A 23,782-nucleotide genomic window follows, 5' to 3' on the forward strand; every position below is an offset into this window, starting at 1 on the left:
GCCATGCGTTTCCGTGTTCGCGCCCTCGGGGCGGCCTCGTCCGTGGTCGACATCGAGGTCGATGCCGTCGATGAAGCTGCCGCCCGCGCGCTGGCTGCCGAGCGCCGCCTGGCGGTGCTGTCGGTTGCGCCGCTGGGGCGGCCGGCCCGCGGCGCGCGCTTCCCGCTGATGCTGTTCAACCAGGAGCTGGTGGCCCTGCTGCGCGCCGGCATTCCGCTGGCCGACGCGCTCGGCGCCCTCGCCGAGAAGGAGGCCCGCCCGGCTCTGCGCGCGGTAGTGGACGCCCTCGGCCACGGGCTGCGGGAAGGCCGCAGTCTGTCCGCCGCGCTGGAAGCCCAGCCAGCCGCCTTCCCGCCTCTGTACGTGGCCACCGTGCGCGCCGCCGAGCACACCAGCGACCTGGAGCCCGCCCTGTCCCGCTACGTGGCCTACCAGCGCCAGCTCGACGCGATCCGCGGCACGCTGGTCGCCGCCGCGGTGTACCCGGCCTTGCTGCTGGTGGTGGGCGGGGCGGTCATGCTGTTCCTGCTGCTCTTTGTGGTGCCGCGCTTCGCGCAAGTCTTCGAGAGTGTCGGCGGCGAGCTGCCGTGGATGTCGCGCCTGCTGCTCGACTGGGGGCAATTGATGGACGCCCATGGCGGGCTGATCGGCGGCGCTGTCGTGGCCGCGCTCGGAGGGCTGGGGGCACTGGCCGTCCGCGCCGACAGCCGTGCCGCGCTCCTACGCCTGGCCTGGTGCCTGCCGCGCCTCGGCGAGCGGCTGCGCGTCTTCGAGCTGGCCCGCCTGTACCGCACGCTGGGCATGCTGCTGCGCGGCGGCATCCCGGCGGTGGCGGCGATGGGTATGGTCGAGGGCCTGCTGTCGCCGGTGCTGCGGCCCGGCCTGCTGGCCAGCCGGACGGCGGTGCGCGAAGGGCAGGGCTTCACCGCCACGCTGCAGGCCCACGGCCTCGCCACGCCGGTGGCGCTGCGCATGCTGGCGGTGGGGGAGAAGGCCGGCAACCTCGGCGACATGCTGGAGCGCGCCGCCGACTTCCACGACCAGGACAACGCCCGCTGGCTCGAACTGGTGGCCCGCCTGGCCGGGCCGCTGCTGATGCTGGTGATCGCGGTGGGCGTCGGCGTGGTGCTGGTGATGCTCTACCTGCCGATCTTCCAGGTGGCGGAGAGCATCCAGTGATTGCCGCCATCGGCCACGCCGAACTGTTCGCGCTGCAGCCCGACTTTGCCGCGCTGCCTTTCGACGACGCGCTGCGCCGCGACGCCTTCGCCGGCCGCGCGGACGACGGGCGGCTGCTGATCGCCGTCGCCGACCCGCAGGACACCGACCTGCTCGACGGCCTCGGCGGCCGCCTCGCCGAACCCTTCGCGCTGCGCCTGGCGCGCCGCGACGATCTGGCCGCCTGCCTGGCCCGCCACGCGGAATCCGGCCGCGTCGTCGCCGGCGTGCTCGGCGAAGCCGCCGCGGCCCGCGTGGACGACGGCGAGGACTTGTCCCTGCGGCGCATCGCCAGCGACGCCAGCCCGGTGGTCAAGCTGGTTAACTCCACCCTCTACGACGCCATCCAGCAGGGGGCCAGCGACATCCACCTGGAGAGTGTGCCCGGTGGGCTGGTCGTCAAATACCGGGTGGACGGCGTGCTGACGCGGGCCGGCGGCGCCCAGGGCGGCGAACTGGCCGAGCAGGTGCTGTCGCGCCTGAAGGTGCTGGCCGAGCTTGACATCGCCGAGCGGCGCGTGCCCCAGGACGGACGCTTCAAGGTCCACGCCGCCGGCCGCCCGATCGACTTCCGGGTCTCCATCATGCCCAGCATCCACGGCGAGGACGCCGTGCTGCGCCTGCTCGACAAGGAACACCTGACCCGCGAGATGGCGGCCCTCACCCTCGAGACCCTCGGCTTCGACGCCGCCACCCGCGCCACGCTGCGCCGCCTCGCCATGGAGCCCTACGGCATGCTGCTGGTCACCGGGCCGACCGGCTCGGGCAAGACCACCAGCCTCTACGCCGTGCTGTCCGAAACCCACTCGGGGCAGGAGAAGGTCGTCACCATCGAAGACCCGGTGGAGTACCAACTGCCCGGCGTGCTGCAGATTCCGGTGAACGAGAAGAAGGGCCTGGGTTTTGCCCGCGGCCTGCGCTCCATCCTGCGCCACGACCCGGACAAGATCATGGTCGGCGAGATCCGCGACCCGGAGACCGCAGAGATCGCCGTGCAGGCCGCGCTGACCGGCCACCTGGTGTTCACCACTGTGCACGCCAACAGCGTCTTCGACGTGATCGGCCGCTTCATGCACATGGGCATCGACCCCTACAACCTGGTGGCGGCCCTGAACGGCGTGGTGGCCCAGCGCCTGATCCGCGTGAACTGCCCGGCTTGCAGCGCCGAGTGCACGCCCGACGCCGCGCTGCTCGCCGACTCCGGCCTGGCGAGCATGAGCGGCTATCGTTTCCGCGCCGGCAGCGGCTGCGGTGCCTGCCGCGGCACAGGCTACCGGGGCCGGCACGCCATCGCCGAGGTGTTGATCCTCGACGACGAGCTGCGCGACCTGATCATCGCCCGCGCGCCGCTGCGCGAGCTGAAGGCGACGGCTCGCCGGCGCGGCTTCGCCAGCCTGCGCGACGCCGGCCTGGCGCTGGTCCGCGACGGTCTCACCACCTTGCAGGAGCTGAACCGTGTCACTTTCGTGGCCTGAGCGCGCGACGCTGCATATCGGGCCGGATGCGCTGCGGCTGGAGCGGCGGGCCGGTGTGATCGAGCAGCCGGTCGTTGACGCCGACTGGGGCGAGGCGCTGGCCGCCTTGCCGGCGCTGCCGCGCTTCTCGCGCCTGCACGTCACCGTCGCCGACCGCCACGTGCGTTATTTGCGTGTGACCTGGCCGAAGGGGCTGTCGGCGGACGAGCGACGGGTTTTTGTCGAACATCGATTTGTCGAGGTTTTCGGTGCTGGGCCCTGGGTGGCGCTCGCCGACCGCAACGCCGCCGGGCCGCAGTGTGTCGCCGCGGCGCTGCCGCTCGCCCTGCACGACGCGCTGCGGGACTGGGCGAGGGAGCGCCGATTGAGCCTGCGGGCGGTCGAGCCGGCTTTCCTGGCCGACTTCAACTGGGCCCGCCGCCGTTTCCGTGGCGACGGCGCCTTCGCGCGCCGGGAGCCGGGGCGCGTCACTATCGGGGTGTGGGCGGCTGGCGCCTGGCGGGCCCTGCGCAGCCTGCCGGTCGGCGAGGCCGATGGCCGCGCTGCGGTGGACGGCCTGATCGCGCTGCTCGCCACGCTGCCGGACGCACCGGCCGCCGGCACCTTCTACGTGGCCGGTGTGCTGCCGACGGACGCGCCGCTGCCGGCCGGCTGGACCCACGCCGATTGCGTGGAGGCCCGTCCGTGAGTCGCGCCGTGCCGGCGGCAGTGGACCTGGACTTCAGCGGCCGCCGCCGACCGCCCGGCGCGCTCGGCTGGCTGATGCTGGCCTGCGGAGGGCTCGCCGCATTCGCTGTGCTGCATGAGTTCGACGTGGCCGAAACCCGCCTCGCCGAGGCGCGCCATGCCGATGAACGGGCGCGCCGGCAGAGCGCCGTGGCCCATCCGGTCCGACCACCGGTGGCGCCACTCACGGACCCCGAACGCCGCGCGGCCCTCGGCGTGGTGGCCGGCCTCGGTCGCGACTGGAACGCCTTGCTGGCGGCCCTCGAGAGCGCCGCCGACGATCCGGGCCTGGCCTTGCTGGAGATGGACCAGGACGGCGCCAAGGGGCGGCTCAAGCTCAGCGGCGAGGCCCGCAATTTGCCCGAGGTCTTCGCCTTCGTGAAACGCCTCGAAGCCATCCCGGCGCTGCGCGACGTGCGCCTGGCGGGCTACGCCTTCCGCCAGAACGGGCCGCTCCCGGTGGTCGGCTTCGACCTGCAGGCCCGCTGGGAGGCGCAGCCGTGACGGCGCCGCGCCTCGCCAGCTTACGAGCGGAAGCCCAGCGGATCCTGCGCGGCGCCGGCTGGGCCGGCGTGCTCGGCGTGGCGCTAATGGTTTTCGCGCTGGCCTTCGACATCAGCGGCAACCGGCCCCTCGCCGACGAAGCCGACATGCTGGACCGCCAGAGCCGCAGCCTGCTGCGCCAGCAGCGCCACGCGCTGCCGCCGCCGCCCGCCGAGCGGGAGCGCCTCGACGCCTACTACGGCGCCTTCCCGGCCAGCGACGGCCTGCCCGATCTGCTGGTGCGCATCCACGGCTACGCGCTGGCCCGCGGCCTCGCCGCCGACAAGGCCGACTACCGCTCCACGCCGGTGACCGGCACGCCGCTGGAGCAGGTGGCGCTGGAGCTGCCGTTGCACGGCCGCTATGCCGCGCTGCGCCTGTGGCTCGGCGACCTGCTGGCCGAACTGCCGGAGGTCGCTATCGACGGGCTGCTGCTGAAGCGCGCCGACATCGGCGCCGAGGAACTGGACGCGCGGGTCCGGCTGGTGATTTTCCTGCGGGGGCGCTCATGAAACGCGCCCATGGGTTGATCCTCGCGCTGGGCGCCGTCCTTGCCGCCGCCTGGTGGGCCGCCGGGCTGGACGATGAGGGCGACGGCGGTGCGCGGCCGCTGCGCAAGGCCGGCCGTGCACGTCCGGCCGCCATCCCGGCCACGCCGCTGGGCGAACTGCGCCTTGGCGCGCGTCCGCCGGCCGATGGACCGCCGGGCGAACTCTTCCCCGCACGCAGCTTCCTGCCGCCGCCGCCACCTTCGCCAGTCGTCGACACCAAGCCCGTCGCACCGCCGCTGCCTTACCGCTACGGCGGCGCGCTGGAGGATGGCGGCCCGCCGGCGGCCTTCCTGCTGGAGCGGGACGAGGTCCGCGCGGTGCGCCCCGGCGACGTGCTCGATGGCCGCTACCGGGTCACGGCGGTGAGCCGCCAGCGCATCGACTTCCTGTATTTGCCCCTCAACGAAACCCAGAGCCTGAGCACAGGCAATCCATGAAGCCACGACGTCCGTTCCGTACCCTGTGCGCCGGGGCCGCGTTTGCCCTCGTATTTGCCTTGTTGACCGCCTGCGCCGCCAACCCCGCCCTGGAGGCAAGCCGCCAGGCCTTCGCCAGCGGAGCCCCAGACGCGGCCCTGCGCGAGCTGCAGCAGAAGGTCGCCGCCGACCCCGCCAACCTGGCGCTGCGCAGCTACTACCTGCGCCAGCGCGACCGCCTGACCTTGCGCCAGTTGGCCGTGGCCGAGGAGGCGCGGGCCGGCGGCCGTTTCGAGGACGCCGAGGCGGCGCTGGTGCTGGCGCGCCAGTACGACCCGAATCACCCGCGGGTGGTCGCCGGGCTGGAGACGATCGCCGCCCAGCGCCAGCGCAACCGGATGGCGGCCGAGGCTGGCAAGCGCCTCGACGCGCAGGACTTCGTCGGCGCAGAGCAGGTCGCCCGCAGCGTGCTGGCCGCCGAGCCCGGCCATGCGGTGGCGCGTGGCGTGATGCGCCGGCTCGACGAGCGTACCGCCGCCCGCGATCCGCTGCCGGTGGCGCTGAAGGGACCTCTCGCCAAGCCGATCACCCTCGAATTCCGCGACGCCGCGCTGCGCGGCGTGCTGGAGGTCTTGTCGCGGGAGTCCGGCCTCAATTTCGTGCTCGACAAGGACGTGCGACCCGACACCAAGGTGTCGATCTTCGTGCGCCGCAGCAGCATCGACGACGTGCTCAAGCTGCTGGCGGTGACCCAGCAGCTTGAACGCAAGCTGCTCAACGACAACTCGATCCTGATCTACCCCAACACGCCGGCCAAGCAGAAGGACTACCAGGAGCTGGTGACGCGCAGCTTCTACCTCGCCAACGCGTCGCCCAAGCAGGCCATGGAACTGGTCAAGCAGATGGTCAAGACCAAGGACGTCTTTGTGGAGGAGCGCCTCAACCTGCTGGTGATGAAGGACACGCCCGACGCGGTGCGCCTCGCCGAGCGGCTGATCGCCGGCCTCGACCTGGCCGAGCCGGAGGTGATGCTGGAAGTGGAGGTGCTGGAGATCAGCCGCAACAAGCTGCTCGAACTGGGCCTGCGTTTCCCCGATCAGATCGGCTACGGCCTGCTGCAGCCCAACACCACCAGCGCGGTGACCACCACCACCGGCACCACCATCACCGAGAACTTGGGCGGCCAGCTGCTCAGCGGCAATGTGAACCTGCGCAACACCGGCGCGATGGTGCCCTACGTGGCCAACCCCGGCCTGCTGCTCAACCTGAAGGACCAGGACGGGGATTCCAACATCCTCGCCAACCCGCGCATCCGCGTGAAGAACCGGGACAAGGCGCGCATCCACATCGGCGAGAAGCTGCCGGTGTTCACCACCACCTCCACCGCCAACGTGGGCGTATCGGCCTCGGTGAATTACCTGGACGTGGGCCTCAAGCTGGAGGTGGAGCCTTCGGTGCACCTGGACGAGGAGGTGGCGATCAAGGTGAATCTGGAGGTCAGCAGCGTGGTCAAGGAAGTCCTCGGCCCGTCCAACTCCCTGGCCTACCAGGTTGGCACGCGCAGCGCCGCCACGTCCCTGCGCCTGAAGGACGGGGAGACCCAGGTGCTGGCCGGCCTCATCAGCGACGAGGAGCGCAGTGCCGCCAACCGCCTGCCGGGCCTCGGCGATCTGCCCGGGCTCGGGCGGCTCTTCAGCAGCCAGCGTGACGTGGCCAACAAGACCGAGATCGTGCTGCTGATCACCCCACGGGTGCTGCGCAATCTCAACCAGCCGGCGCTGGCCAGTGCCACGTTTGGTGCGGGGACGGAGTCGGCGGTGGGGGCCGCGCCGCTGCTGCTCGCGCCCGTGGCGGGGCCGGCGGCTGGGACACGGCAGGCCGAGACGTTGCCGCCGCCGGTGGTGGCGATGCCGGTGCTAGCAACTCCCTTGGATCCCGGTGGCTCAAATACTCCGTCGCAAGTGGCGGAGGGCGGAGAATCTACGGGCCTAGAGGAGGCCTCATCGAAGGAGCTTGTCATCCTGGGCCCCGACCGAGTGAGCCCCGGTGAAGTCTTCAGCGTAACGGTGCAGGCAAAGGGCATCTCAGGTGAAGGTGGCCCCGTGTTGATGGGGTTTGATGCTCGTCTCGTGGAGCCAATGGATCAGCCACGTGAGGGTGGAAATACTCTTGAGCTGCAGTTGCCGGCAGGCGATTCGGCCCAATTGGCTATACGTTTTAAGGTTCGCGAAGAGGCTAAAGGTCAAGCTTGGTTCTCGATACGTTCTGCTCTGGCTCAGGTCGACGGGCAGCTTCAGCCTGTCCCTACGTCACCACCGGTAAGTGTCAGGATCGAGGCAAGATCGGGGGGTAAATGAGACCGCGAGGTTTCACCCTGATTGAAATGCTGGTGACTACGGCAATTGTGGCCATCCTGGCGGCCATCGCGGTGCCAGTCGCGCAGCTCACCGTCCAGCGCACCAAAGAAGGTGAACTGCGCTTGGCCTTGCGCCAGCTCCGCGAAGGCATCGATCGCTACAAGCAACTGGTGGATGAAGGGCGTATAGCTCGGGCGGCAGATGGAAGCGGCTATCCGCCCACCTTGGATGTCTTGGTTCAAGGTGTGCCTGACCAGCGTTCTCCCGATGGGGCGCGTATCTATCTGCTAAGACGCTTGCCTAGAGATCCTTTCGAGTCCGGTCGAGTGCTAAACCCTGCTGAAACCTGGGGTCTGCGCAGCTACGCCAGCCCACCCGATGCGCCTGAGGAAGGGCGCGACGTGTACGACGTCTATTCCCGCGCGCCGGGCAGCGGGCTCGACGGTGTGCCCTACCGGGAATGGTGATGCGGATGCCAGGCGGCGGCCGTGGTTTCACGCTGATCGAGCTGCTGGTGGTGATGGCCATCGTCGCGCTGCTCATCTCGATTGCCGCTCCACGCTACTTCGTGCATCTGGAACGGGCGCGGGAGGCGGCCCTGGCCGAAACGCTGGCGGTCACCCGCGACGCCATCGACAAGTTCCGCGGCGACACCGGGCGTTACCCACAGGACCTGGACGAGTTGGTAGACCGCCGCTACCTGCGCGCTGCGCCGGTGGATCCGCTGACTGACCGCCGCGATGGCTGGCTGCTGGTGGCCCCACCCGGCGGTGCCGGCGTGTGGGACCTGCACAGCAGCGCCCCCGGAACGGCCCGCGACGGGCGTCCGTTCGGCGAGCTATGACCACGCGCGGACGCCAGCGCGGCGTCACCTACCTCTTGATGCTCTTCGCGGTGGCGGCCCTGGGCTTCGGCCTGGCCCGCTTCGGCAGCCTGTGGTCGATCACCGCCCAGCGAGCGCGGGAAGCCGAGCTGCTGTTCATCGGCGGCGAGTTTGCCCGCGCGTTGGCCAGCTATCAGGCCGCCCAGCCTGACGACCCAGCGGTTGGTCCGGCGACGCTGAACGATCTGGTCCTCGACCCACGTGTGCCTTTCGTGCGGCGCCATCTGCGCCGGTTGTACCGCGATCCGATGACTGGCGCGGCGGATTGGATCGTAGAGCGCCAGGAGGGACGAGTTATCGGGGTGCGTAGCCGTTCGCTCGGACCTGCATTGCGGCGTGCACATCTACCTGCTTGGGTGAACCTGTCCAGTGAGCATGGTGAGAGCATTCGTTACACCGACTGGTTGTTCCGGCTGGAAGGGCCAAAGCGTAATGGTCTGAAGACGCGCCAAGAAACCCTAACAAAATGAGCCTCCCGCGTATTTCAACTTTCGCCAGCAAAGCAAATGAGGCTGCAGGCGATCTTGATAAAGGCTTTGTGACTGACAGCCAATCGAGCGAATCGAACATTCAGGCGTCGGTAATTGTGTAACTAACAGGCTGATGCAGAACCCAGTGAACGATCCGGCCACCCACCTGTCCTAGCCGTATCCTTCAAACCCCAGGCACAGCACCGATGCGCGGCGAAGTCGATCCCCAGTCCTCGATGTTCCACTATTTCTCGGTCGAGTCCCGGATTCCGGCCGATCATCCGCTGCGTCCGGTGAAGAAACTGGCCGACTCGGCACTCTCGGCGATTTCCGCGGAACTCGATGGGCTTTACGCCAAGGGCGGCCGACCGTCGATTCCGCCGGAGCGGTTGCTCAAGGCGCAGTTGCTGATCGCGTTTTACTCGGTGCGCTCGGATCGGCAGTTCTGTGAGCAACTCGATTACAACCTGCTGTTTCGCTGGTTTCTCGATCTGGACCTGGAGTCGGGTGGATTGGATCAATCCAATTTCAGCCGCCTGCGCGAGCGATTGGTGGAAACGGACATCGCCCGTCGTTTCTTTGACGAAGTGGTGCGTCTGGCCCGCAAGGACAAGCTGCTGTCGTCCGATCACTTCACCGTGGATGGCACCTTGATCGACGCTTGGGCATCCTTCAAGAGCTTCAAGCGCAAGGACGACGACGAGCCCCCCAAGCCCGGCGGTGACGGCACCGGCATGGTGGACTTCAAAGGCGAGAAGCGTTCCAACGCCACCCACCGGAGCACGACCGATCCCGACGCGAAGCTCATGAGGAAAGGCAACGGCCAACCGGCCAAGCTCAGTTACGGCGGCCATGCGCTCATGGAGAACCGCAGCGGCCTGTGTATCGATCTGCTCATCACCGATGCGACGATGGCCGAACACAAAGCGGCTCGCCAACTGCTCACCCGCGCCCGGCGCCGCAGGATTCATCCCAAGACGCTGGGGGCCGACAAGGGCTACCACGTGAAGGACTTTGTCCAGCATTTGCGCGAGCACAAGATCAAACCTCATATCGCCCGAATTGAAGGACGCAAGACACCGGGCCTCGATGGACGGACGACCTGCACCGAAGGCTACAAGGTCAGCCAGCGCAAGAGAAAGCGGGTTGAAGAGATCTTCGGGTGGTTGAAGACGGTGGGTGGAATGAGAAAGACCCGTTTCATCGGAGAAGCCCGAACCCAGATCGCCGCCTATTTGTCGGCAGCGGCGTACAACCTGCTGCGGATTGCGAAATTGCAGACGATGGGGAGTGCGGCATGAAGCGGCACTTGGAATCGGGTGAAAACCCATTTCCCTGCCCAGTCTATGGGCATAAAAATGGGATTGAGAATCCAATTTCGGGAATGAAGTCATGAGAGATCAAACAACGGGCTTCAGGCTGGACGTGGAGTCTGAGCTTTTTGCATCGGCCTGCTAACCGATGGTTCGCTGACAACCCAGCGGGCTTTACCTAGGCCACTGCCATGCGGCGTGTTGCGCCGTGCGATCTCGGTCTTGATGCCTTGAGCGCGGAGTGGCCGAGGATACTTGTCATGGCTGTAGCCGCGGTCGGCCGGGATGATCCGAGGCTTGGAGAGCGGATGCCCCCGTTTGCAACGGAGGGGTGGAGTCACCTCGACGAGGGGCAGAGGTTGGGGCACGTCGTTGCGATTGGCGCCGGTCAGGATGACAGCCAGCGGTTCAGCCCATCGATCTACACCGGCGGCGCCTTGACCTTGGACTTGCAGTGTGTGTGAAGAACTAAGGTGCCTACGTAGCCTCGCCAGGCTACCGATCTTGATCACCAACACCAACAGTTCGAGCAGTGGAAGCCGATCAACGCTGTAAGTGAAAACGCGCACATTTATTCCCTGGGTATCAATATGTAGTTGACATTATTGAAATATATAATGCATATTATTTGCCGTCGGCATTTTTTTTGAGCGAGATTTTCTGCATTCGAAAAAGAGGTTCTCACGATTTCAGATCAATGAGTAACGATGCAATTGAAAAAACTCTCGCTAACTTAGTGAAATAAAGATTGTTTTAGATTGGGCCTAAGAAATGAAAGAAAATGACAACCTAAATATGGCAATGGATTTTATAAAAAAATGGGTTGTTTTATTTTGTTTGTCATTTTTTTCTTTGCAGGCTATTTCAGAAGGGTACGGAAGCAACAAAACAGAGAGCATTAAGCCCAATGTTGTTTATTCGTCGATGGTTAATAAATACTTTTCATCCTGGGATGCTGCGTGTAAAGCATCATCACCCGGTTGTTATCCAAATGCCTGCAGTTATCCAACGGATGCATGTCAAATTTGCTACTCGGGTGGAGCTGGTCATTTCGATACGGATGGAACACCCTCTTGTCAATACACGGTAACTTGGTTACAGAAAAACGGAGGGTCATCATCAGTAGAAAACTGGGAGGGAAGGGCTTGGTCTATACCCTACTTGGCATGCCCCAATGGCTGGACTTTCGACAACACCAACAAGATCTGTTACCGAAATCGTTCCAGGTATTTAAGCAAGACTTGCGAGTACGGCAATCCTATCTCTCCTGGCCTTGGTTCAAAAATACACCGGGAATCTGACGCCTTTCCGAGCCTACCGGAAGGGATTCAGAGCACTATTGAATACTCTAGCCTTAACATCGATCGCATTAGAGGTCTGCTTGGGCAGGGATGGTTCTTATCTCCATACGATCGAAAAATAGTCAAAAATGCCCGAGACACTCAGCTTCTTGAGGCAGTCCGAACGGCTGATCGGCGCGAGTTTTTTCAGCGGATTTCATCCAGCTTGGTCCCAGTTCGCCACAACAGCATAGATTTAATAGAAATTCCTGAAGGCTATCGGCTAACCGATAGAGTCTCCAAAACGTATGAAATTTATAACTCAGCTGGATTTATTGTAGAAATAAATGACGCTTTTGGACGGCATGTCAAGATAAATCGCAACGGTCAGAATTTCATCGAATCCATTGTCGACTTGCGTGATCGAACCATTAAGCTAGCCAAAGCTCCGGATGGATTGGACGTGCTATCTGCAGACGAAGTGCGCTATAAGTATGCTATTTCATTAAGTCTGGATAGGCTTGAGAAAATTGAGTTTCCGGATACGAAGACTAAAACCTTTCTATACGAGAGTGAATATGGACCAGGCATGCCTCCGCCTCAATATTTAGATTCCTTCTCCGTAATTGGGTCTCGTATTTACAATATGAATGACATTTCAGGCAATTCTCAAAATAATGCTGAACTGGCTAATTCATACTTTGGTGAATTTGATGCTAATCCATTAACTGGAATTATTGACGAAGCCGCGAATAGGTACTCAACATATCAGTACAATTCATCCGGCCGTCCTGTTCGCACTGAGCACACGGGTTCGGTGCAAGGCACTGAAATTCAGTATGAAACCAACTCTTTTACAGTCACACCCGACTTTCGTCAGAGTTTTGCGATAGGAACCATCACAATTGATGGTGTTGTTTATGAAACAGGGACTTCGCGTCCTGGGGGCGCGGGTTGCAGCGCGTCGAGCAGCGCAATCACGTACGACAGTGCCGGCAACGTCACGTCGCGCACCGATTTTGCGGGCCTCAAGACCTGTTACGCCAACGACCCGACCCGCAACCTCGAGACGGCCCGCATCGAGGGCGCCAGCGCCTGCCCGACCGATGTGACGGCTGCGGCCCCCGCAACCGGCCAGCGCAAGACCACCACCCAGTGGCATCCCTTCTGGCACCTCGAAGCCCGCCGTGCCGAGCCCAAGCGCATCACCACCTGGGTCTATAACGGACAGCCCGACCCCACGGGCGGCAACGCCGTTGCCACCTGCGCCCCCGCCGATGCCAAGCTCCCTGACGGGCAGCCCATCGCCGTGCTGTGCAAGAAGGTCGAGCAACCCACCACCGACACCTCCGGCGCCGCCGCCTTCGCCGCAGCAAGCGATGGGCTCGCCCGAACCTGGACCTACACCTACAACGCGTTCGGCCAGGTCCTCACCGAGAACGGTCCGCGCACCGACGTCGCCGACACCACCACCTACACCTACTATCCCGATACGACCGCGACCTGGACCCGGGGGGATCTGAAGAGCGTCACCAACGCCCTGGGCCACACCTGGAACTACACCCAGTACGACAAGGCGGGGCGCCTGCTCGCGGCCTCCGACGCCAACGGCACGCCCCTCACCTTCACCTACACCCCCCGTGGCTGGCTCAAGACCCGCAGCGTTGGCGGACAGACAACTACATACGACTACACCCCCTGGGGCGGCCTCGCCCGCGTCACGCTCCCGGACAACAGCTACACCGTCTACACCTGGGATGCCGCCCATCGCCTGACCGACATCAGCGACAGCATGGGCAACACCACGCATTTCACGCTCGACAACGCCGGCAACATCACCGCCTCCGAGACCCACGACAGCCAGGGTCGGATCTCCCGCCGCACCCGCACCGACTTCGATGCCCTCGGGCGGCCCTGGAAGCACTATGACTCAGCTGGCCATGTCACTGAGACGCGCCACGATGCCATGGACCGGCTCAATGCCGTCGTCGATCCCGCGGGGCGAACCACGACCTATGCCCGCGACACCTTCGGACGCGTCCAGGACATCACCGATCCCCTGCCTACCCCGGGCCATACCGGCTTTGACTACGACGCCCTCGATCAGATCACCCGCTTCGTCGCGCCCAATGGGGCCAGCACCAACTTCACGACGGACGGCCTGGGCAATCTGCGCCAGGAGAGCGGACCAGACCGGGGCGCCGTCAGCACCACCTTCGACGCCGCCGGCAACCTCCTCACCCGTAGCGACGCCCGCGGCAACACCCTGAGCCACACCTACGATGCCCTCAACCGGCTCACCCAGACTTTGCTCAAGAGCAGCACGGGCTCCGTCGTTCAGACCCTCACCTACACCTGGGACAGCGCCACCGGCTGCATCAACGGCAAGGGGCGCCTTTGCCAGGTGGCCGACGGCACCGTCACCACCACGTATGCCTATGACGTCCGTGGTAACCGCCTCTCGGAAACCCGTCTCGAGGGCGGCAAGACCTTCACCACTCAGTACACTTACAACGCCGCCGACCGCCTCGTCGCCACCCTCACCCCCACCGGCACGCTCCTCGATCAGGCCCTCGATGCGGCAGGGCGTGTCCAGACGTTGACCGCCACCCAGGGCTCCAGCGTGTTCCCGGTCGCCTCCGCCATTACCTACGATGGATCGGGCGAGCCCACTCAGCTGACCCAAGGCAGCGGGCTCACCCATTCCATCCAGCGTGACGAGGACGGACGACTGGGGTTCTCCACCCTGGGGCTGGCGTCGACGTCGCTGACGGTCGGCCTGAGCCGACGCTACATCCGCCCCAGCCAGAGCCTGACCTTCACCGTCGCCCTCAACCCCGTCCAGGCGGGCGGTACCCTGAGCCTGTGTCGGCTCGACTGCCAGGGCCCCAACAAACTCGCCGAAGGCCCGGCCAGTGCCGGCCTGCTGACTGGCACCCTCAGTGGGCTACCTCAGGGCGTACACCACCTCTACGCCACCTTCAGCCCCAATCCGCCCTACGCCTCCAGCACTTCACCCACCCGCCGTCTGCTCGTCGGGGTTCCGCCCAATCTCTTCTTCGAAGATCTCCTTCAATGATGCCGAGGCACGCCACCATGACACTGCGACTCCCCGCCCTCACCCTGGGCCTCGTTCTCTCGACCGCCGCGCTGCAGGCTCACGCCGTGGCCCTCTCGTGCACGGGCGGTATCTCCCAGATCCAGACCTCGGCGTCCGGCGAGTTGCGCATCCTGCCGGCCTGGCGCGGCGACTGGGTCACCCTGTGCAATGTGAGCACCGTCTGGAAGGGCATCCCGGTCGAGGTGTGCAAGCGCTGGCACGCCCATGTCCTCACCGCCCAGATCGCCCAGACCAGCAGCCGGGTCTATTACGCCACCACCACCGCGGCCACCTGCGGCGCCATGGGCAACTACACCAACGCCGACGCGCCCGAGTTCGTCGGCAACAACTGAGGGGACGGCCATGACGCTTCGTATCCGCCTCGCCCTCGCCCTTCTCCTTGGCACCCTCGCACCGGCCACCTTCGCCGCCAGCCTCACCTGCAAGGGGACTGTGACCGATCTGGCCCACACCGCCACCGGGGAGCTACGCATCAAACCGGCCTGGCGCGGCGACTGGGTCACCCTGTGCAATACCTCGGTGGCGTGGAAGGGCATCCCCACCGAGGTCTGCAAGCTCTGGCAGGCCCAGGCCCTGGCCGCCCAGATCACCCAGGCCGGCACTACCGCCCAGTACGACAGCACAAGCGCCGCGGTGTGCTCGTCCATCGCCACCTATGGCAACGCCGATGCCGCCACCTTCTTCGCCAACTACTGAGACCCGGACCATGCCTGCTTCGCTCCTGCGCCTGATCCGGATCGGTTTGGCCGCGTTGCTCCTGGTCGGCGCGCCGGCCCGTGCCGACACCTACACCTACGATGTCCTGGGCAACCTCTCCACCCTCTCCAGCGACCGTGGCACCCGCAGCTTTACCTACGACGAGCTCAACCGCCTCAAGACCGAGGCGGGCTTTACTGGCACCCGCGCCCATGCCTACGATGCCAATACCAACCGCAGCACCAACGGCGCCGTGCCACCGACGCTCGTCACCTACACACCGGCCTCCGACCGCATCGCTACCCTGAACGGCATTGCCGTCACCTTCGATGCCGCCGGCAACCTCCTCGCCGACGATCTGTACACCTACACCTGGGACGAGGTCGGACGCCTCAAGACCGTCTCGAAGAGCGGCAGCCTCCTTGCCACCTACGCCTACGATCACCGCAACCGCCGCAGCCGCAAGACCACTACCGCCGCCGCGCCCCAGGGCGCCCAGACGATCCTCTACCACTACGACCAGGACGATCACCTCATCGCCGAGACTCGCAGCGACGGCACGCCGCTGCGCACCTACGCCTGGCTGGGCGAGTTACCCATCACCATCATCGAGCACGCTGCGCTCTCCACGCCGCCCCGCACCCTGCACCTGCAGCACGACCACCTGGGCACCCCGCGCCTGGCCAAGAACGATGCCGGAATCATCCAGTGGCGCTGGGACAGCGATGGCTACGGCGCAAGCGCCCCCACTCAGGATCCGGACGGCGACGGCAAGTACACCAGCATCAACCTGAGGTTCCCGGGGCAGTACTACGATCTGGAGAGCGGGCTGCACTACAATTGGAATCGCTACTACTCGCCCAGGCTCGGGCGGTATATCCCACCCGATCCGATCGGGATCGAGGGCGGAAGTAATGCGTATGCATACGTGGGTGGGAATCCGCTCGGCTATAGAGACCCGCGAGGTTTGAACCCTGTTGCCGGCGCGACGATTGGCGCTGAAATCGGCACTGCGGTATTCCCGGGTGTTGGCACCATCGTAGGCGGCGTGATTGGTGCGGGTGTTGGGACCTGGATTGGTTGGAATGTGCTTGGTCCGATCTTAAGCGAGGGCAAGACCCCGAACACAGGCGAACCTGGTTCATGTCATGTGAATCCAGGTAGTGGTCAGGAGCGTCAATATGGCTCTGATGGAAAACCAGATTACGATATTGATTGGGATCACGACCATGGGCAAGGGGTGCCGCATGCTCACAACTGGGACCGTGGTCCGAACGGGGGGCCAATACGCGGACCGGGTGTGCCTATTTCTCCTTGGCCTCAAGGTCGAGGAAGGGGGTTGTGACTATGAATTATGAGTACTCTAAAGGGCTACCCTTGCACGATGCGGAGCTGATAACCGTAGCCGTTGATCGTAACAATTCGATTGCGCGTTTGAGCTTTCGTCAAGAAGATGGCGCACTCGACACAGTCGAGTTGTTAGGGGTGAAGGCATTTCGCTGTGAGGATTTGACGTTACAGAACGTGGTGAGTCGCGTACTATTGTCTTCGCAGAAAAATATTTCTCCCGACGGGATCGTTCATTGGATAACGTGGGCCACGAGTCTTTCTGACGCTGCCTCGTGGCTCACCGAGCAACGTAAGCAAGATTGGTTAAACGATTGTGCAGGTGGCACACTGGAACTGGTGGTCTTCGAACCCTCAGCCGGAGCGCAGATTGCAGCAGTGTGCGAGCAAGTCGTGTTCAGCTGACAGCGAAACTAGGGAAAGGGCCGCATAAGCGGCCTTTTGCAATTCGGGGAAGCGATAAGGGGTCTGGTTTATAGCCCCCCGCGCCAGAATAGTTGTCGCCTCGATAGAGTCCGAAGCAACTCGGGGGCGAGGATGAGAGAACTGTATTGCCTTAGTTGTGAGGCTGCAGGGTGTCTAGGAAACCAGGGGCAATTCACCATGCCCCGCTCTCGTCATCACAGGCAGAAGACGCCCAACCACGGCCGAATCATCGATACCGTCTCCATTAGCGAACGTCCCGCAACGGCGGAAGACCCAGCGGCCCCCGGTCATTGGGAGGGTGATCTGCTGTGTGAAGCCAGTACAGTCAGATAGCGACGCTCGTTGAGCGCCGGTCACGTTACGTGATGCCGCTCAAATTTACCGGCAAGGACACCGAGACGGTGGACAACGCACTGATCAAGAGCGCGCATAAATTACCACAAGAGCTGTACAAGTCGCTGAATTGGGATAGCTCACGCATGACCCGACACAGGATCGTCCGCTGGCGCTTGAGCACCTTTCTCATCCGTTGGTACTGCCTGGTATGGGCGTAGCCGCCGGCCCGTCGCCTGAGACTACGGCCTTCTTTCTCGACTGTTTGGCGCAGCACCAGTCCGGCCCGCCTGGAGATCAGCACCAATTTGCGCCGGGCAACTTCGAGCAGCCGGATGTCGGTGGGAAAGGCGATGGCTTTCTCCTGCACCGTGGAGTCCACAATCACCCGCTCTAGATCCTTGGGCGCAATCGCCTTCATCGACACGGCGGCCTCGATGGTCTTGGCCAGGATCTCCTCCATCCCCGCATCCCCCAGCGCACGACGGAAGCGCGTCAGGCCACTTGGGTCGCACGGCAACCGGGTTTCAAGATACCCGCCGCCGCAAAAGAACTGCCAATACGGGTTCTCGGCCTATTTTCTGAAGCACGTTCTCGTCACTCTCACCGAAGGCGTGTTTCAGGTACAGAAGCCCGACCATCAGTCGGATCGGCAGGCGCGGACGCCCCGCTGCGCTTGGGCCGAACAGATCCAAGCCTTCGGCCCTACGCCCTTGGCGGTCCTGGCGGGCAAAGCATGGCGCCAGCGCCGATTCGATCTCCGCACACGGCATGCGGGTTGCCAATGCCGCCAGCGGGTGGCGCAGATCGATCATCGCCTCCAACCGGGCGCGGAGAAAATTCCAGGTCGTCATCGAAAACTGCCCTCCCAATCTTCCAGAAAGTGAAGCTATTGCATTGAAAACTGAAAGATTCGGCAAGGCATCCAAGGATGCTCAGCCCGCGTGGAGAAAGACTGGGGCAGATTGTTCAGGGCCGATTATTTTCTCACCAAGCGTGCTCTGGCACGAACGGCAGCGGTGGATGACGGAGAAGTTTTTCTGACTGTGCCAGAGCATGGGGCGGGTCAGTTCGGGTTTGATATGTCCGAGGCGGGTATCCGCGAAGTCGTGCTGCTCAATGACCATCATCAGGTCGTTCCGATGATTGGGCCGCAGCGAGTGCGGTTTGTGGACCGTTACTGTGACCTGTCCGTTTTGGTTCTTGGGGACGAGCCATTAGGTACCGTGCCAATGGCAATGATGGACCTGATTGTCGATCTGGCGACTTGAACTCTTAGCGTCAACCCTGTAAGCCCAGACGTCTCCATCACGTTTGCAAAATCACTAGGCGCAGCACCGGCGCTGTGCCTAGGGGCTTCAAGCGTCGTGCCGCGCAGCCGCTCGTTGTGCCTTGATCGGTTGGTAGTGCTGGCTACCTGGGCTCGTATTTACCCCCAGTAGGTCAGCCCATCCCCTGGCATTACGCGAACACGCCAAGCTGCGACTGTACAAGCAGATTGGATACAAGCCTCTGTCCCGTCATCGTATCCATGTAGTCCGACGGTTTCGCTCCACCCAAGGCGGGGACCGGCTGCTCAAGCCACTCGCCGACCCATCGGGCGGCGTCAAAGTCCGTTGAGTCGCCTGAGTCGTGCATCATGACGGCGACTTGACCAATCAACTGCATTAGCCCGATGAATCGCTCGGATTGTTCAGTCGAGAGCATGGCTTCTGAACGGGCTTTCTGTCGGCTTGAGGTAGCAGGCAGATTGAGCAGGCGCAGTAGGCTTTCTCGCGACACGTGCATCGCTGTCACGAGCTCTGGAATGCTGGAGGCTGGCACCCCAGCGCGGATGAAGCTGATGCGTTCAGCCGGTGAGGCTCGATAGAGGGTTTTCGCAAACGTCGTGGTGTCGGGTTCCAAGGCAAGCTCCGTTGCTGTGAACTTAGTTTCTAGACACATGCTCGAGTAACACGTCCGGATTCGACGTAGTGCCGGTGCAGATGCGTAAGTGTCACAAGTGGTGCTCCCCAAAACGCATGATCTACGTTGCTTCATGCATGGCCGGCTTGCCGTAGCGGGATCTGGAGAACGCAAAGTGCAAACCATGGTGCGCACCACCGTTCAGTGCATCGCGCGCCGCTTTCCAGGCAAACAGACTGTAGGCGTCGCCCCGGACCGGCGGGCCGATCAGTAGCAACGCGGCTAGGTCGATTCGGACCAGGCGGAGGCGCGAGGGGCATGACTGTCCATTCTCAACGCTCCCCCTGTATTGGTCACTTTCCAGCGCCTTCGGCCTGATTGGTAAATGCGCCTTTGAAATCCTCTGGAATGTAGCTATCGACAACCGTCACCTTGCCGCCTACCGATTCGGCCGCTGTACGGACCGAGTACATCGTCTGAGGGATGAACTGGCTCGAGTCGCCCACGAGAGAGCGTCCAACGGCCGTACCGATGCCTTGAGGACTAAAGCCACCGCTTACGCGAGTGAAAGTTGCATGGATATCGAGCTGATAGCCGTCCTTGTAGGGAAGGACGCACAGAAAGAACGTCGTCTGCTCTCCGTAACGTGCCATCGAGGTGTCATCTGTCGATACGGTCATCAAGGCGTTCTTGCAAACCGGGACTCGAATGTTCTGAGCCTGTGAGGCCATCAGCGCACCCAGTTTCGAATTAGCGAATGGATCCTGCAGCTCGAACCGACCTGGGATGGCCGGAAGTTCCGCGGGAGGGATGTCACGATTGACCCTCAACTTGGTGGCGCTCTTCTGCACTGCACCCAGTACGGCAGTCAGGAGTTGATTTCTGTCGAGCGTCGCTGGTTGGACATCGTAGATCACGAACGTCGACTCGGTGTGGTAAGTCGGCTTCATGGAGGCGCAGCCACTCAGAATGATTGCGGCTGCCAGGGCGGTAGCTTTCTTGTGCATGTTTCTTTCCTTGTTCGATGGATGCAGAAATATCGGATTGGTGAGGCTGCCTTGGAGGCAGCGTCGGTACCGTTGGTGTGGATGCTAAGGATTCCTTGGTATGCCATAGGTGTAAATCCTAAGAATCTCTTAGTCCTTGTAAGCAGGGGACTGAGAGTGGATGAAAGATCAGTGTTCGCCAGGCGCTTGAAGACGGCCCGCGAAGCAAAAGGCGTATCGCAGAAGCAGCTTGGAATCTTGGCCGGTGTTGATCAGTTCGTTGCGAGTGCCCGAATCAACCAATATGAACGGGGCAAGCATGTGCCGGATCTGCAAACAGCCCAACGCCTGGCTGCTGAACTGGGGGTGCCTGTCTCCTACCTGTATGAGCCGGATGACGACCTGGCGGAGTTGATTCGGATTCTGGGTGGTTGCTCCCGCGACCAGCTCCACCTATTGATCCGTCAGTTGCAGTCTGAGTGAGTGTGCTGCGCATCAGTAGAGGAGGCGTGTCTCGCATACTGGGCCTGTATGTCTCTGCGGCAGTGCCAATGCGCCTTTCTGATTGCGCCCAGAACCCTTCGTGGTATTCGCCGCATCGCCGCTACCCTTTCTGCATGGCCAGCGTCGGTGAGAGCGCCTTGCAGCCACAGCGAGTCGAGCAAGCGAAGCGCACAGTCCACCTGGATCAAGAGATCGATGTAAGCACTGGCCAGCGGCGTCCGAATGGCCGCGTTGAGGACTTCGAGTCGGCCGGGTTGGCCTATCTGCAGGTTCTCCGTGAGGAGTTGCTGGTCGGCCCACTTGATCATCTGTTCGATCTTGTGCGACTGCAGCTTGATCAAATCCTTGATCTCCTCGGATGTTGCTGTGGGATAGCTCTCGCGCAGCACCGTGGGGCCCATGACGGAAATGGCATACAGACGGTCGCTGATCTCGGCGAACCTCCATTTCCAGGTGTCTATGAGACGCGGATTGGCCAATTCAAAGGTACGCGTGACGCGGGTGCCGTGCAGTGATGGACTATTGGGACGAGCGCTACCCTCATGTGGATTCATGAGACTCTCCAAACAATATCAAGAATGGGAATGACGGGACGTCCGCTGTCAGAATCAGCAAAACGGAACGCCTCAATGCTCAAAGCGATAACTTTGCTCCGCCGCCGCGGGAAGGCCGAGCGGCGGAGCCTGCCCTGAGTGGCCTCATTCCCTCAGTACGTAAGGCCGTCCGCCCAGATGCCGGTGGTAGGCACCAAATCCGCCTTGTACCGGCGCATGGCGGGCCACCAGATCGGCTTGCCCGGACAGACGATCCACCATCGAAAGGATGTGGGCGTCGAGACTGAGCGGCTCCCGCAGTCCCAGCCAGTCAGGGGCCCCCTTGGCGGCGGTGATGGCATGGAGCAAGGCCAGGTAATGGGGCTCCGGGATGATCACCCGGTGTTGCACGCGGGCGGCAGCGATCCACTCCAGTACGGTGTGTTTATGCCCAAGGAGGGTTCCTCTCTCGGTCATCTCGAATCGCCGGTGCCGGCCGTTGAAACGGTATTCCTCGGCCTTGCCGGCATCGTGCAGGAGACTGCTGGCGATCAGCACCGGCAGGTGCGCCTCCGTGTGGTGGCTGGCGAGGGCCCGAGCGCGTTCAGCGACCTCGACCGCATGCCTGAAATTGCCGTTACGGCCATTGTGGTGGCCCGCCAGAGAACTGGGCCCGTCCAGGTAGCGCTCGAACCGGTGGTGATCCCAGAACACCGCGTTGAACAGGTGTTGCAGAGGACGACCCATGGCTTCCCAGAGTTGGGCGGCACGCGCGATGAGCGCGCGATCCTTGACCCACGCATGGAGAATCGTGGAGAAGGGATTCACGCTGGCCTCCGGCCGCTCCAGCTTCACGATACGCGAGATCCTCACTGCCCCAGCCATTGTCACCGGACGACCGAGCCAACGGACCGCCACCAGGGTACCGACGGTGAGCCGGTTGTCAGGTTGGCGGCACAGCCACTCGACTTTGAGGCTGGCTTGCTCATGGAACAACACGGCTTGGCACAGAGTGTGTCGCTCATCGAAGGGGAGGCGAGCGATGGCTTGCAGGCGAAACACCGTGGGGAGGCGATTCACCAGGTGATCGGCGCCCGGCAACTGACCGACGCCAGAAGTGAGTTTCGAATCAGACATTGTGGTTCTCCTTCGCGTGCTGAACGGGCAGCGGCTGCTCGGCGATCGACTGGGTGATCAGGCGCTCGAAGGCCGAACCATCCCGGCGGGTCAGGTTGGGCACATAGCGGGAATAGACCCGGAACAGCATCTCGGTGGTTGTGTGGCCGAGCTGCCGCGCGATCCACTCTGGCGCCTCGCCGGCGGCGAGCCACAAGGTGGCCGCCGTGTGTCGGCATTGGTAAGGGCGCCGCTTCTTGAGCCCTAGGTGGCGAAGGAGGGGATACCAGACCCGATTCGTCACGTTCTTGTGATCGAGCGGCTTGCCCAGCCGATTGCAGAATACGAATGCGGAAATCCTGCCGGTCGCTTCATACTGACGCTTGAGCGCATCAAAAACGAGTTGGCTCATCTGGATGTCCCGCTGCGAGCCGTCCGTCTTGGTGTATTCCTCGTCACCAAGGACAACCGTCTCGCGGACGAGGATCAGCCGGCGATCGAAATCCACGTACTTCCACTTGAGTCCATCCACCTCGCCAGTGCGCATGCCGGTAAAGAAGCGCACGGTGAAGTAGTCGTGGAAGTCCGTCCGCACGGTGGCGAGGATGGATTTCACCTCCTCAAGGGAGAAAGGATCCACGTCCGTGCGCTTGATACGTAGCTGTTTGATGTTCTGGTAGGGCGTGGGAAAATTGAATCGGTCGGCCGCTTCGTTGAGGATTTGCCTGAGCGGATTCAGCATCTTGTTGATCCGTGCAGCAGACAACTTGGTTTCCTTGCCCCGCGCAGTCACTTTGCCGAGTTCGGCGCGGTAGGCAAGTACGTCAGCCTTGGTGATTTGGCCGACCGCCTTCTCCCCAAACCGGGAAATCAGGCTGTCGAGCTCCCGTCGGATCGTGATCCGGTGGGACTTACGCCATTCCACTTCCTTCTCCAGATACCAGGTTTCCGCGAAGTCCTTGAAGAGCGGCGTCGGGGCGAGCGGTGGTGTGCTTGGAGCGGTCACAGTCACAGCGACACTGATTGCCGGAGGCGCATCGAAGCGGGCGGCGTTTTTGCTGGCCGGAAAGTACTTGCGGTACTCGAAGATGCCGGTGGCGATGTCGGCTTCGATCCGATCGAGAACCTTCTGAACCTTCTTCCGGTTTGCTGGAGTGTCTGGAAGAGCGGTTTGCTCGCGGCACCTGATATCCCTGAATCGAAAATCCAGAAATAGCAGATTGTTGTCGGTTCGCCGACGAATGCTACCCATGGCAGACACCTCCGTTGGCCATCGGGATCGCGAAACTGGTGTCGGCCGACTTCAAGCCCATGTCGCGTTCGATGTGCTCCCAGATGTACAGAATTTTCCTGCCGCCAAATGGGCGGATGTAGTGGGTACCCTCCAGCAGGACGCTGTCCTTGAGGCGTTCCCGGATCGTCCTTGAGTCGTACTTGATGAGGCCCGACAGTTCGTCGGTGGTGAGGTAGGTCAGTGACATGACAGTCTCCAAGAATTAAAATCACGCAGAACTTTAAAAACACATTTAGCTGTGTGTTTTGTCGTTCTGAGTGACATTCTATCTCTCAAAAGGTCGTTGTCA

At 63.0% G+C, this 23,782-nt stretch carries 24 protein-coding genes and 3 pseudogenes; 19 read left to right on the plus strand and 8 right to left on the minus strand.

The genetic code is table 11. From position 1 onward, the window contains the following. Positions 1 to 3 precede the first annotated feature (3 nt). The 11 genes from AC3QL2_RS12365 (at position 4) to AC3QL2_RS12415 (ending at position 9,940) form a co-directional block, all read left to right on the plus strand. The gene (locus AC3QL2_RS12365) at positions 4 to 1,179 is read left to right on the plus strand and encodes a type II secretion system F family protein (protein ID WP_493236397.1); all 1,176 of its coding nucleotides are present in this window, start codon (positions 4 to 6) and stop codon (positions 1,177 to 1,179) included. Further along, a complete protein-coding gene (locus AC3QL2_RS12370; protein WP_493236396.1) occupies positions 1,176 to 2,693 on the plus strand; it encodes a GspE/PulE family protein in 1,518 nt (505 codons plus the stop codon). The genes AC3QL2_RS12365 and AC3QL2_RS12370 overlap by 4 nt, the downstream gene beginning before the upstream one ends. After that, positions 2,674 to 3,381: a hypothetical protein gene (locus tag AC3QL2_RS12375; RefSeq protein ID WP_493236395.1), complete on the plus strand. Its 708-nt coding sequence runs from the start codon at positions 2,674 to 2,676 to the stop codon at positions 3,379 to 3,381. Before AC3QL2_RS12370 ends, AC3QL2_RS12375 begins: the two co-directional genes overlap by 20 nt. Further along, a complete protein-coding gene (locus tag AC3QL2_RS12380; protein ID WP_493236393.1) occupies positions 3,378 to 3,923 on the plus strand; it encodes a PilN domain-containing protein in 546 nt (181 codons plus the stop codon). Before AC3QL2_RS12375 ends, AC3QL2_RS12380 begins: the two co-directional genes overlap by 4 nt. Next, positions 3,920 to 4,474, plus strand: coding sequence for a hypothetical protein (locus tag AC3QL2_RS12385; protein WP_493236392.1), 555 nt, complete (start codon positions 3,920 to 3,922; stop codon positions 4,472 to 4,474). Before AC3QL2_RS12380 ends, AC3QL2_RS12385 begins: the two co-directional genes overlap by 4 nt. Continuing rightward, on the plus strand, positions 4,471 to 4,950 hold the full coding sequence (locus AC3QL2_RS12390; RefSeq protein ID WP_493236390.1) for a hypothetical protein: 480 nt from the start codon (positions 4,471 to 4,473) through the stop codon (positions 4,948 to 4,950). The genes AC3QL2_RS12385 and AC3QL2_RS12390 overlap by 4 nt, the downstream gene beginning before the upstream one ends. Further along, positions 4,947 to 7,286 carry a secretin GspD/PilQ domain-containing protein gene (locus AC3QL2_RS12395; protein WP_493240404.1) on the plus strand — a complete coding sequence of 780 codons (2,340 nt, stop codon included), beginning with the start codon at positions 4,947 to 4,949 and terminating at the stop codon, positions 7,284 to 7,286. The genes AC3QL2_RS12390 and AC3QL2_RS12395 overlap by 4 nt, the downstream gene beginning before the upstream one ends. Continuing rightward, positions 7,283 to 7,753, plus strand: a complete 471-nt coding sequence (locus tag AC3QL2_RS12400) for a type II secretion system protein (RefSeq protein ID WP_493240405.1) — start codon at positions 7,283 to 7,285, stop codon at positions 7,751 to 7,753. The genes AC3QL2_RS12395 and AC3QL2_RS12400 overlap by 4 nt, the downstream gene beginning before the upstream one ends. Continuing rightward, positions 7,753 to 8,130 (plus strand): type II secretion system protein, encoded by a 378-nt coding sequence (locus AC3QL2_RS12405; protein ID WP_493236427.1) that lies wholly within the window; start codon positions 7,753 to 7,755, stop codon positions 8,128 to 8,130. Before AC3QL2_RS12400 ends, AC3QL2_RS12405 begins: the two co-directional genes overlap by 1 nt. Further along, on the plus strand, positions 8,127 to 8,639 hold the full coding sequence (locus AC3QL2_RS12410) for a type II secretion system protein (RefSeq protein ID WP_493236425.1): 513 nt from the start codon (positions 8,127 to 8,129) through the stop codon (positions 8,637 to 8,639). The genes AC3QL2_RS12405 and AC3QL2_RS12410 overlap by 4 nt, the downstream gene beginning before the upstream one ends. A 206-nt stretch (positions 8,640 to 8,845) precedes the next feature. Further along, positions 8,846 to 9,940 carry an IS5 family transposase gene (locus AC3QL2_RS12415; protein WP_493240271.1) on the plus strand — a complete coding sequence of 365 codons (1,095 nt, stop codon included), beginning with the start codon at positions 8,846 to 8,848 and terminating at the stop codon, positions 9,938 to 9,940. 170 nt (positions 9,941 to 10,110) lie between these two features. On the opposite strand, the pseudogene AC3QL2_RS12420 reads toward AC3QL2_RS12415, so the two are convergent. Further along, a pseudogene (locus tag AC3QL2_RS12420) lies at positions 10,111 to 10,359 on the minus strand (IS5/IS1182 family transposase); the annotation flags it as partial. 1,981 nt (positions 10,360 to 12,340) lie between these two features. On the opposite strand from AC3QL2_RS12420, the gene AC3QL2_RS12425 reads away from it, so the two are divergent. From AC3QL2_RS12425 to AC3QL2_RS12450, 6 genes and pseudogenes are all read left to right on the plus strand, one after another. Further along, positions 12,341 to 14,311 carry a hypothetical protein gene (locus AC3QL2_RS12425; RefSeq protein ID WP_493240406.1) on the plus strand — a complete coding sequence of 657 codons (1,971 nt, stop codon included), beginning with the start codon at positions 12,341 to 12,343 and terminating at the stop codon, positions 14,309 to 14,311. Positions 14,312 to 14,328: 17 nt separating this feature from the next. Continuing rightward, positions 14,329 to 14,685, plus strand: coding sequence for a hypothetical protein (locus AC3QL2_RS12430; protein WP_493236409.1), 357 nt, complete (start codon positions 14,329 to 14,331; stop codon positions 14,683 to 14,685). Between the two features lie 10 nt (positions 14,686 to 14,695). Next, complete coding sequence (locus AC3QL2_RS12435) at positions 14,696 to 15,049, plus strand: hypothetical protein (RefSeq protein ID WP_493236410.1); 354 nt, start codon at positions 14,696 to 14,698, stop codon at positions 15,047 to 15,049. A 10-nt stretch (positions 15,050 to 15,059) separates the two neighbouring features. Continuing rightward, complete coding sequence (locus tag AC3QL2_RS12440) at positions 15,060 to 16,394, plus strand: RHS repeat-associated core domain-containing protein (RefSeq protein ID WP_493240408.1); 1,335 nt, start codon at positions 15,060 to 15,062, stop codon at positions 16,392 to 16,394. Further along, entirely contained in the window at positions 16,391 to 16,801 is a 411-nt protein-coding gene (locus AC3QL2_RS12445; RefSeq protein WP_493236655.1) for a hypothetical protein, read from the plus strand. The genes AC3QL2_RS12440 and AC3QL2_RS12445 overlap by 4 nt, the downstream gene beginning before the upstream one ends. Before the next feature lie 198 nt (positions 16,802 to 16,999). Then, positions 17,000 to 17,293: pseudogene (locus AC3QL2_RS12450) on the plus strand (transposase); the annotation flags it as partial. Here the strand turns inward: AC3QL2_RS12450 and AC3QL2_RS12455 are convergent. Further along, positions 17,286 to 18,009: pseudogene (locus tag AC3QL2_RS12455) on the minus strand (transposase); the annotation flags it as partial. The pseudogenes AC3QL2_RS12450 and AC3QL2_RS12455 sit on opposite strands and share 8 nt — an antisense overlap. Before the next feature lie 90 nt (positions 18,010 to 18,099). Between AC3QL2_RS12455 and AC3QL2_RS12460 the strand changes: the two are divergent. Next, the gene (locus tag AC3QL2_RS12460) at positions 18,100 to 18,426 is read left to right on the plus strand and encodes a hypothetical protein (protein WP_493230678.1); all 327 of its coding nucleotides are present in this window, start codon (positions 18,100 to 18,102) and stop codon (positions 18,424 to 18,426) included. 190 nt (positions 18,427 to 18,616) lie between these two features. On the opposite strand, the gene AC3QL2_RS12465 is transcribed toward AC3QL2_RS12460, so the two are convergent. Continuing rightward, the gene (locus tag AC3QL2_RS12465) at positions 18,617 to 19,060 is read right to left on the minus strand and encodes an Xre family toxin-antitoxin system antitoxin (RefSeq protein WP_493230679.1); all 444 of its coding nucleotides are present in this window, start codon (positions 19,058 to 19,060) and stop codon (positions 18,617 to 18,619) included. Positions 19,061 to 19,413: 353 nt separating this feature from the next. Further along, on the minus strand, positions 19,414 to 20,067 hold the full coding sequence (locus AC3QL2_RS12470; RefSeq protein ID WP_493230680.1) for a hypothetical protein: 654 nt from the start codon (positions 20,065 to 20,067) through the stop codon (positions 19,414 to 19,416). A 186-nt stretch (positions 20,068 to 20,253) separates the two neighbouring features. Between AC3QL2_RS12470 and AC3QL2_RS12475 the strand changes: the two genes are divergently transcribed. Then, positions 20,254 to 20,529 (plus strand): helix-turn-helix domain-containing protein, encoded by a 276-nt coding sequence (locus AC3QL2_RS12475; RefSeq protein WP_493240410.1) that lies wholly within the window; start codon positions 20,254 to 20,256, stop codon positions 20,527 to 20,529. Here the strand turns inward: AC3QL2_RS12475 and AC3QL2_RS12480 are convergent. From AC3QL2_RS12480 to AC3QL2_RS12495, 4 genes are all read right to left on the minus strand, one after another. Beyond that, positions 20,511 to 21,104: a hypothetical protein gene (locus AC3QL2_RS12480; RefSeq protein ID WP_493230683.1), complete on the minus strand. Its 594-nt coding sequence runs from the start codon at positions 21,102 to 21,104 to the stop codon at positions 20,511 to 20,513. The genes AC3QL2_RS12475 and AC3QL2_RS12480 overlap by 19 nt on opposite strands. A gap of 144 nt (positions 21,105 to 21,248) precedes the next feature. Next, the gene (locus AC3QL2_RS12485; protein WP_493230684.1) at positions 21,249 to 22,220 is read right to left on the minus strand and encodes an HD domain-containing protein; all 972 of its coding nucleotides are present in this window, start codon (positions 22,218 to 22,220) and stop codon (positions 21,249 to 21,251) included. After that, on the minus strand, positions 22,213 to 23,451 hold the full coding sequence (locus AC3QL2_RS12490; RefSeq protein ID WP_493230685.1) for an Arm DNA-binding domain-containing protein: 1,239 nt from the start codon (positions 23,449 to 23,451) through the stop codon (positions 22,213 to 22,215). Before AC3QL2_RS12490 ends, AC3QL2_RS12485 begins: the two co-directional genes overlap by 8 nt. Beyond that, entirely contained in the window at positions 23,444 to 23,680 is a 237-nt protein-coding gene (locus AC3QL2_RS12495) for a hypothetical protein (RefSeq protein ID WP_079437374.1), read from the minus strand. The genes AC3QL2_RS12490 and AC3QL2_RS12495 overlap by 8 nt, the downstream gene beginning before the upstream one ends. Positions 23,681 to 23,782: the final 102 nt, after the last annotated feature.

This window comes from Zoogloea sp. GW822-FHT05C07 (assembly GCF_058800215.1).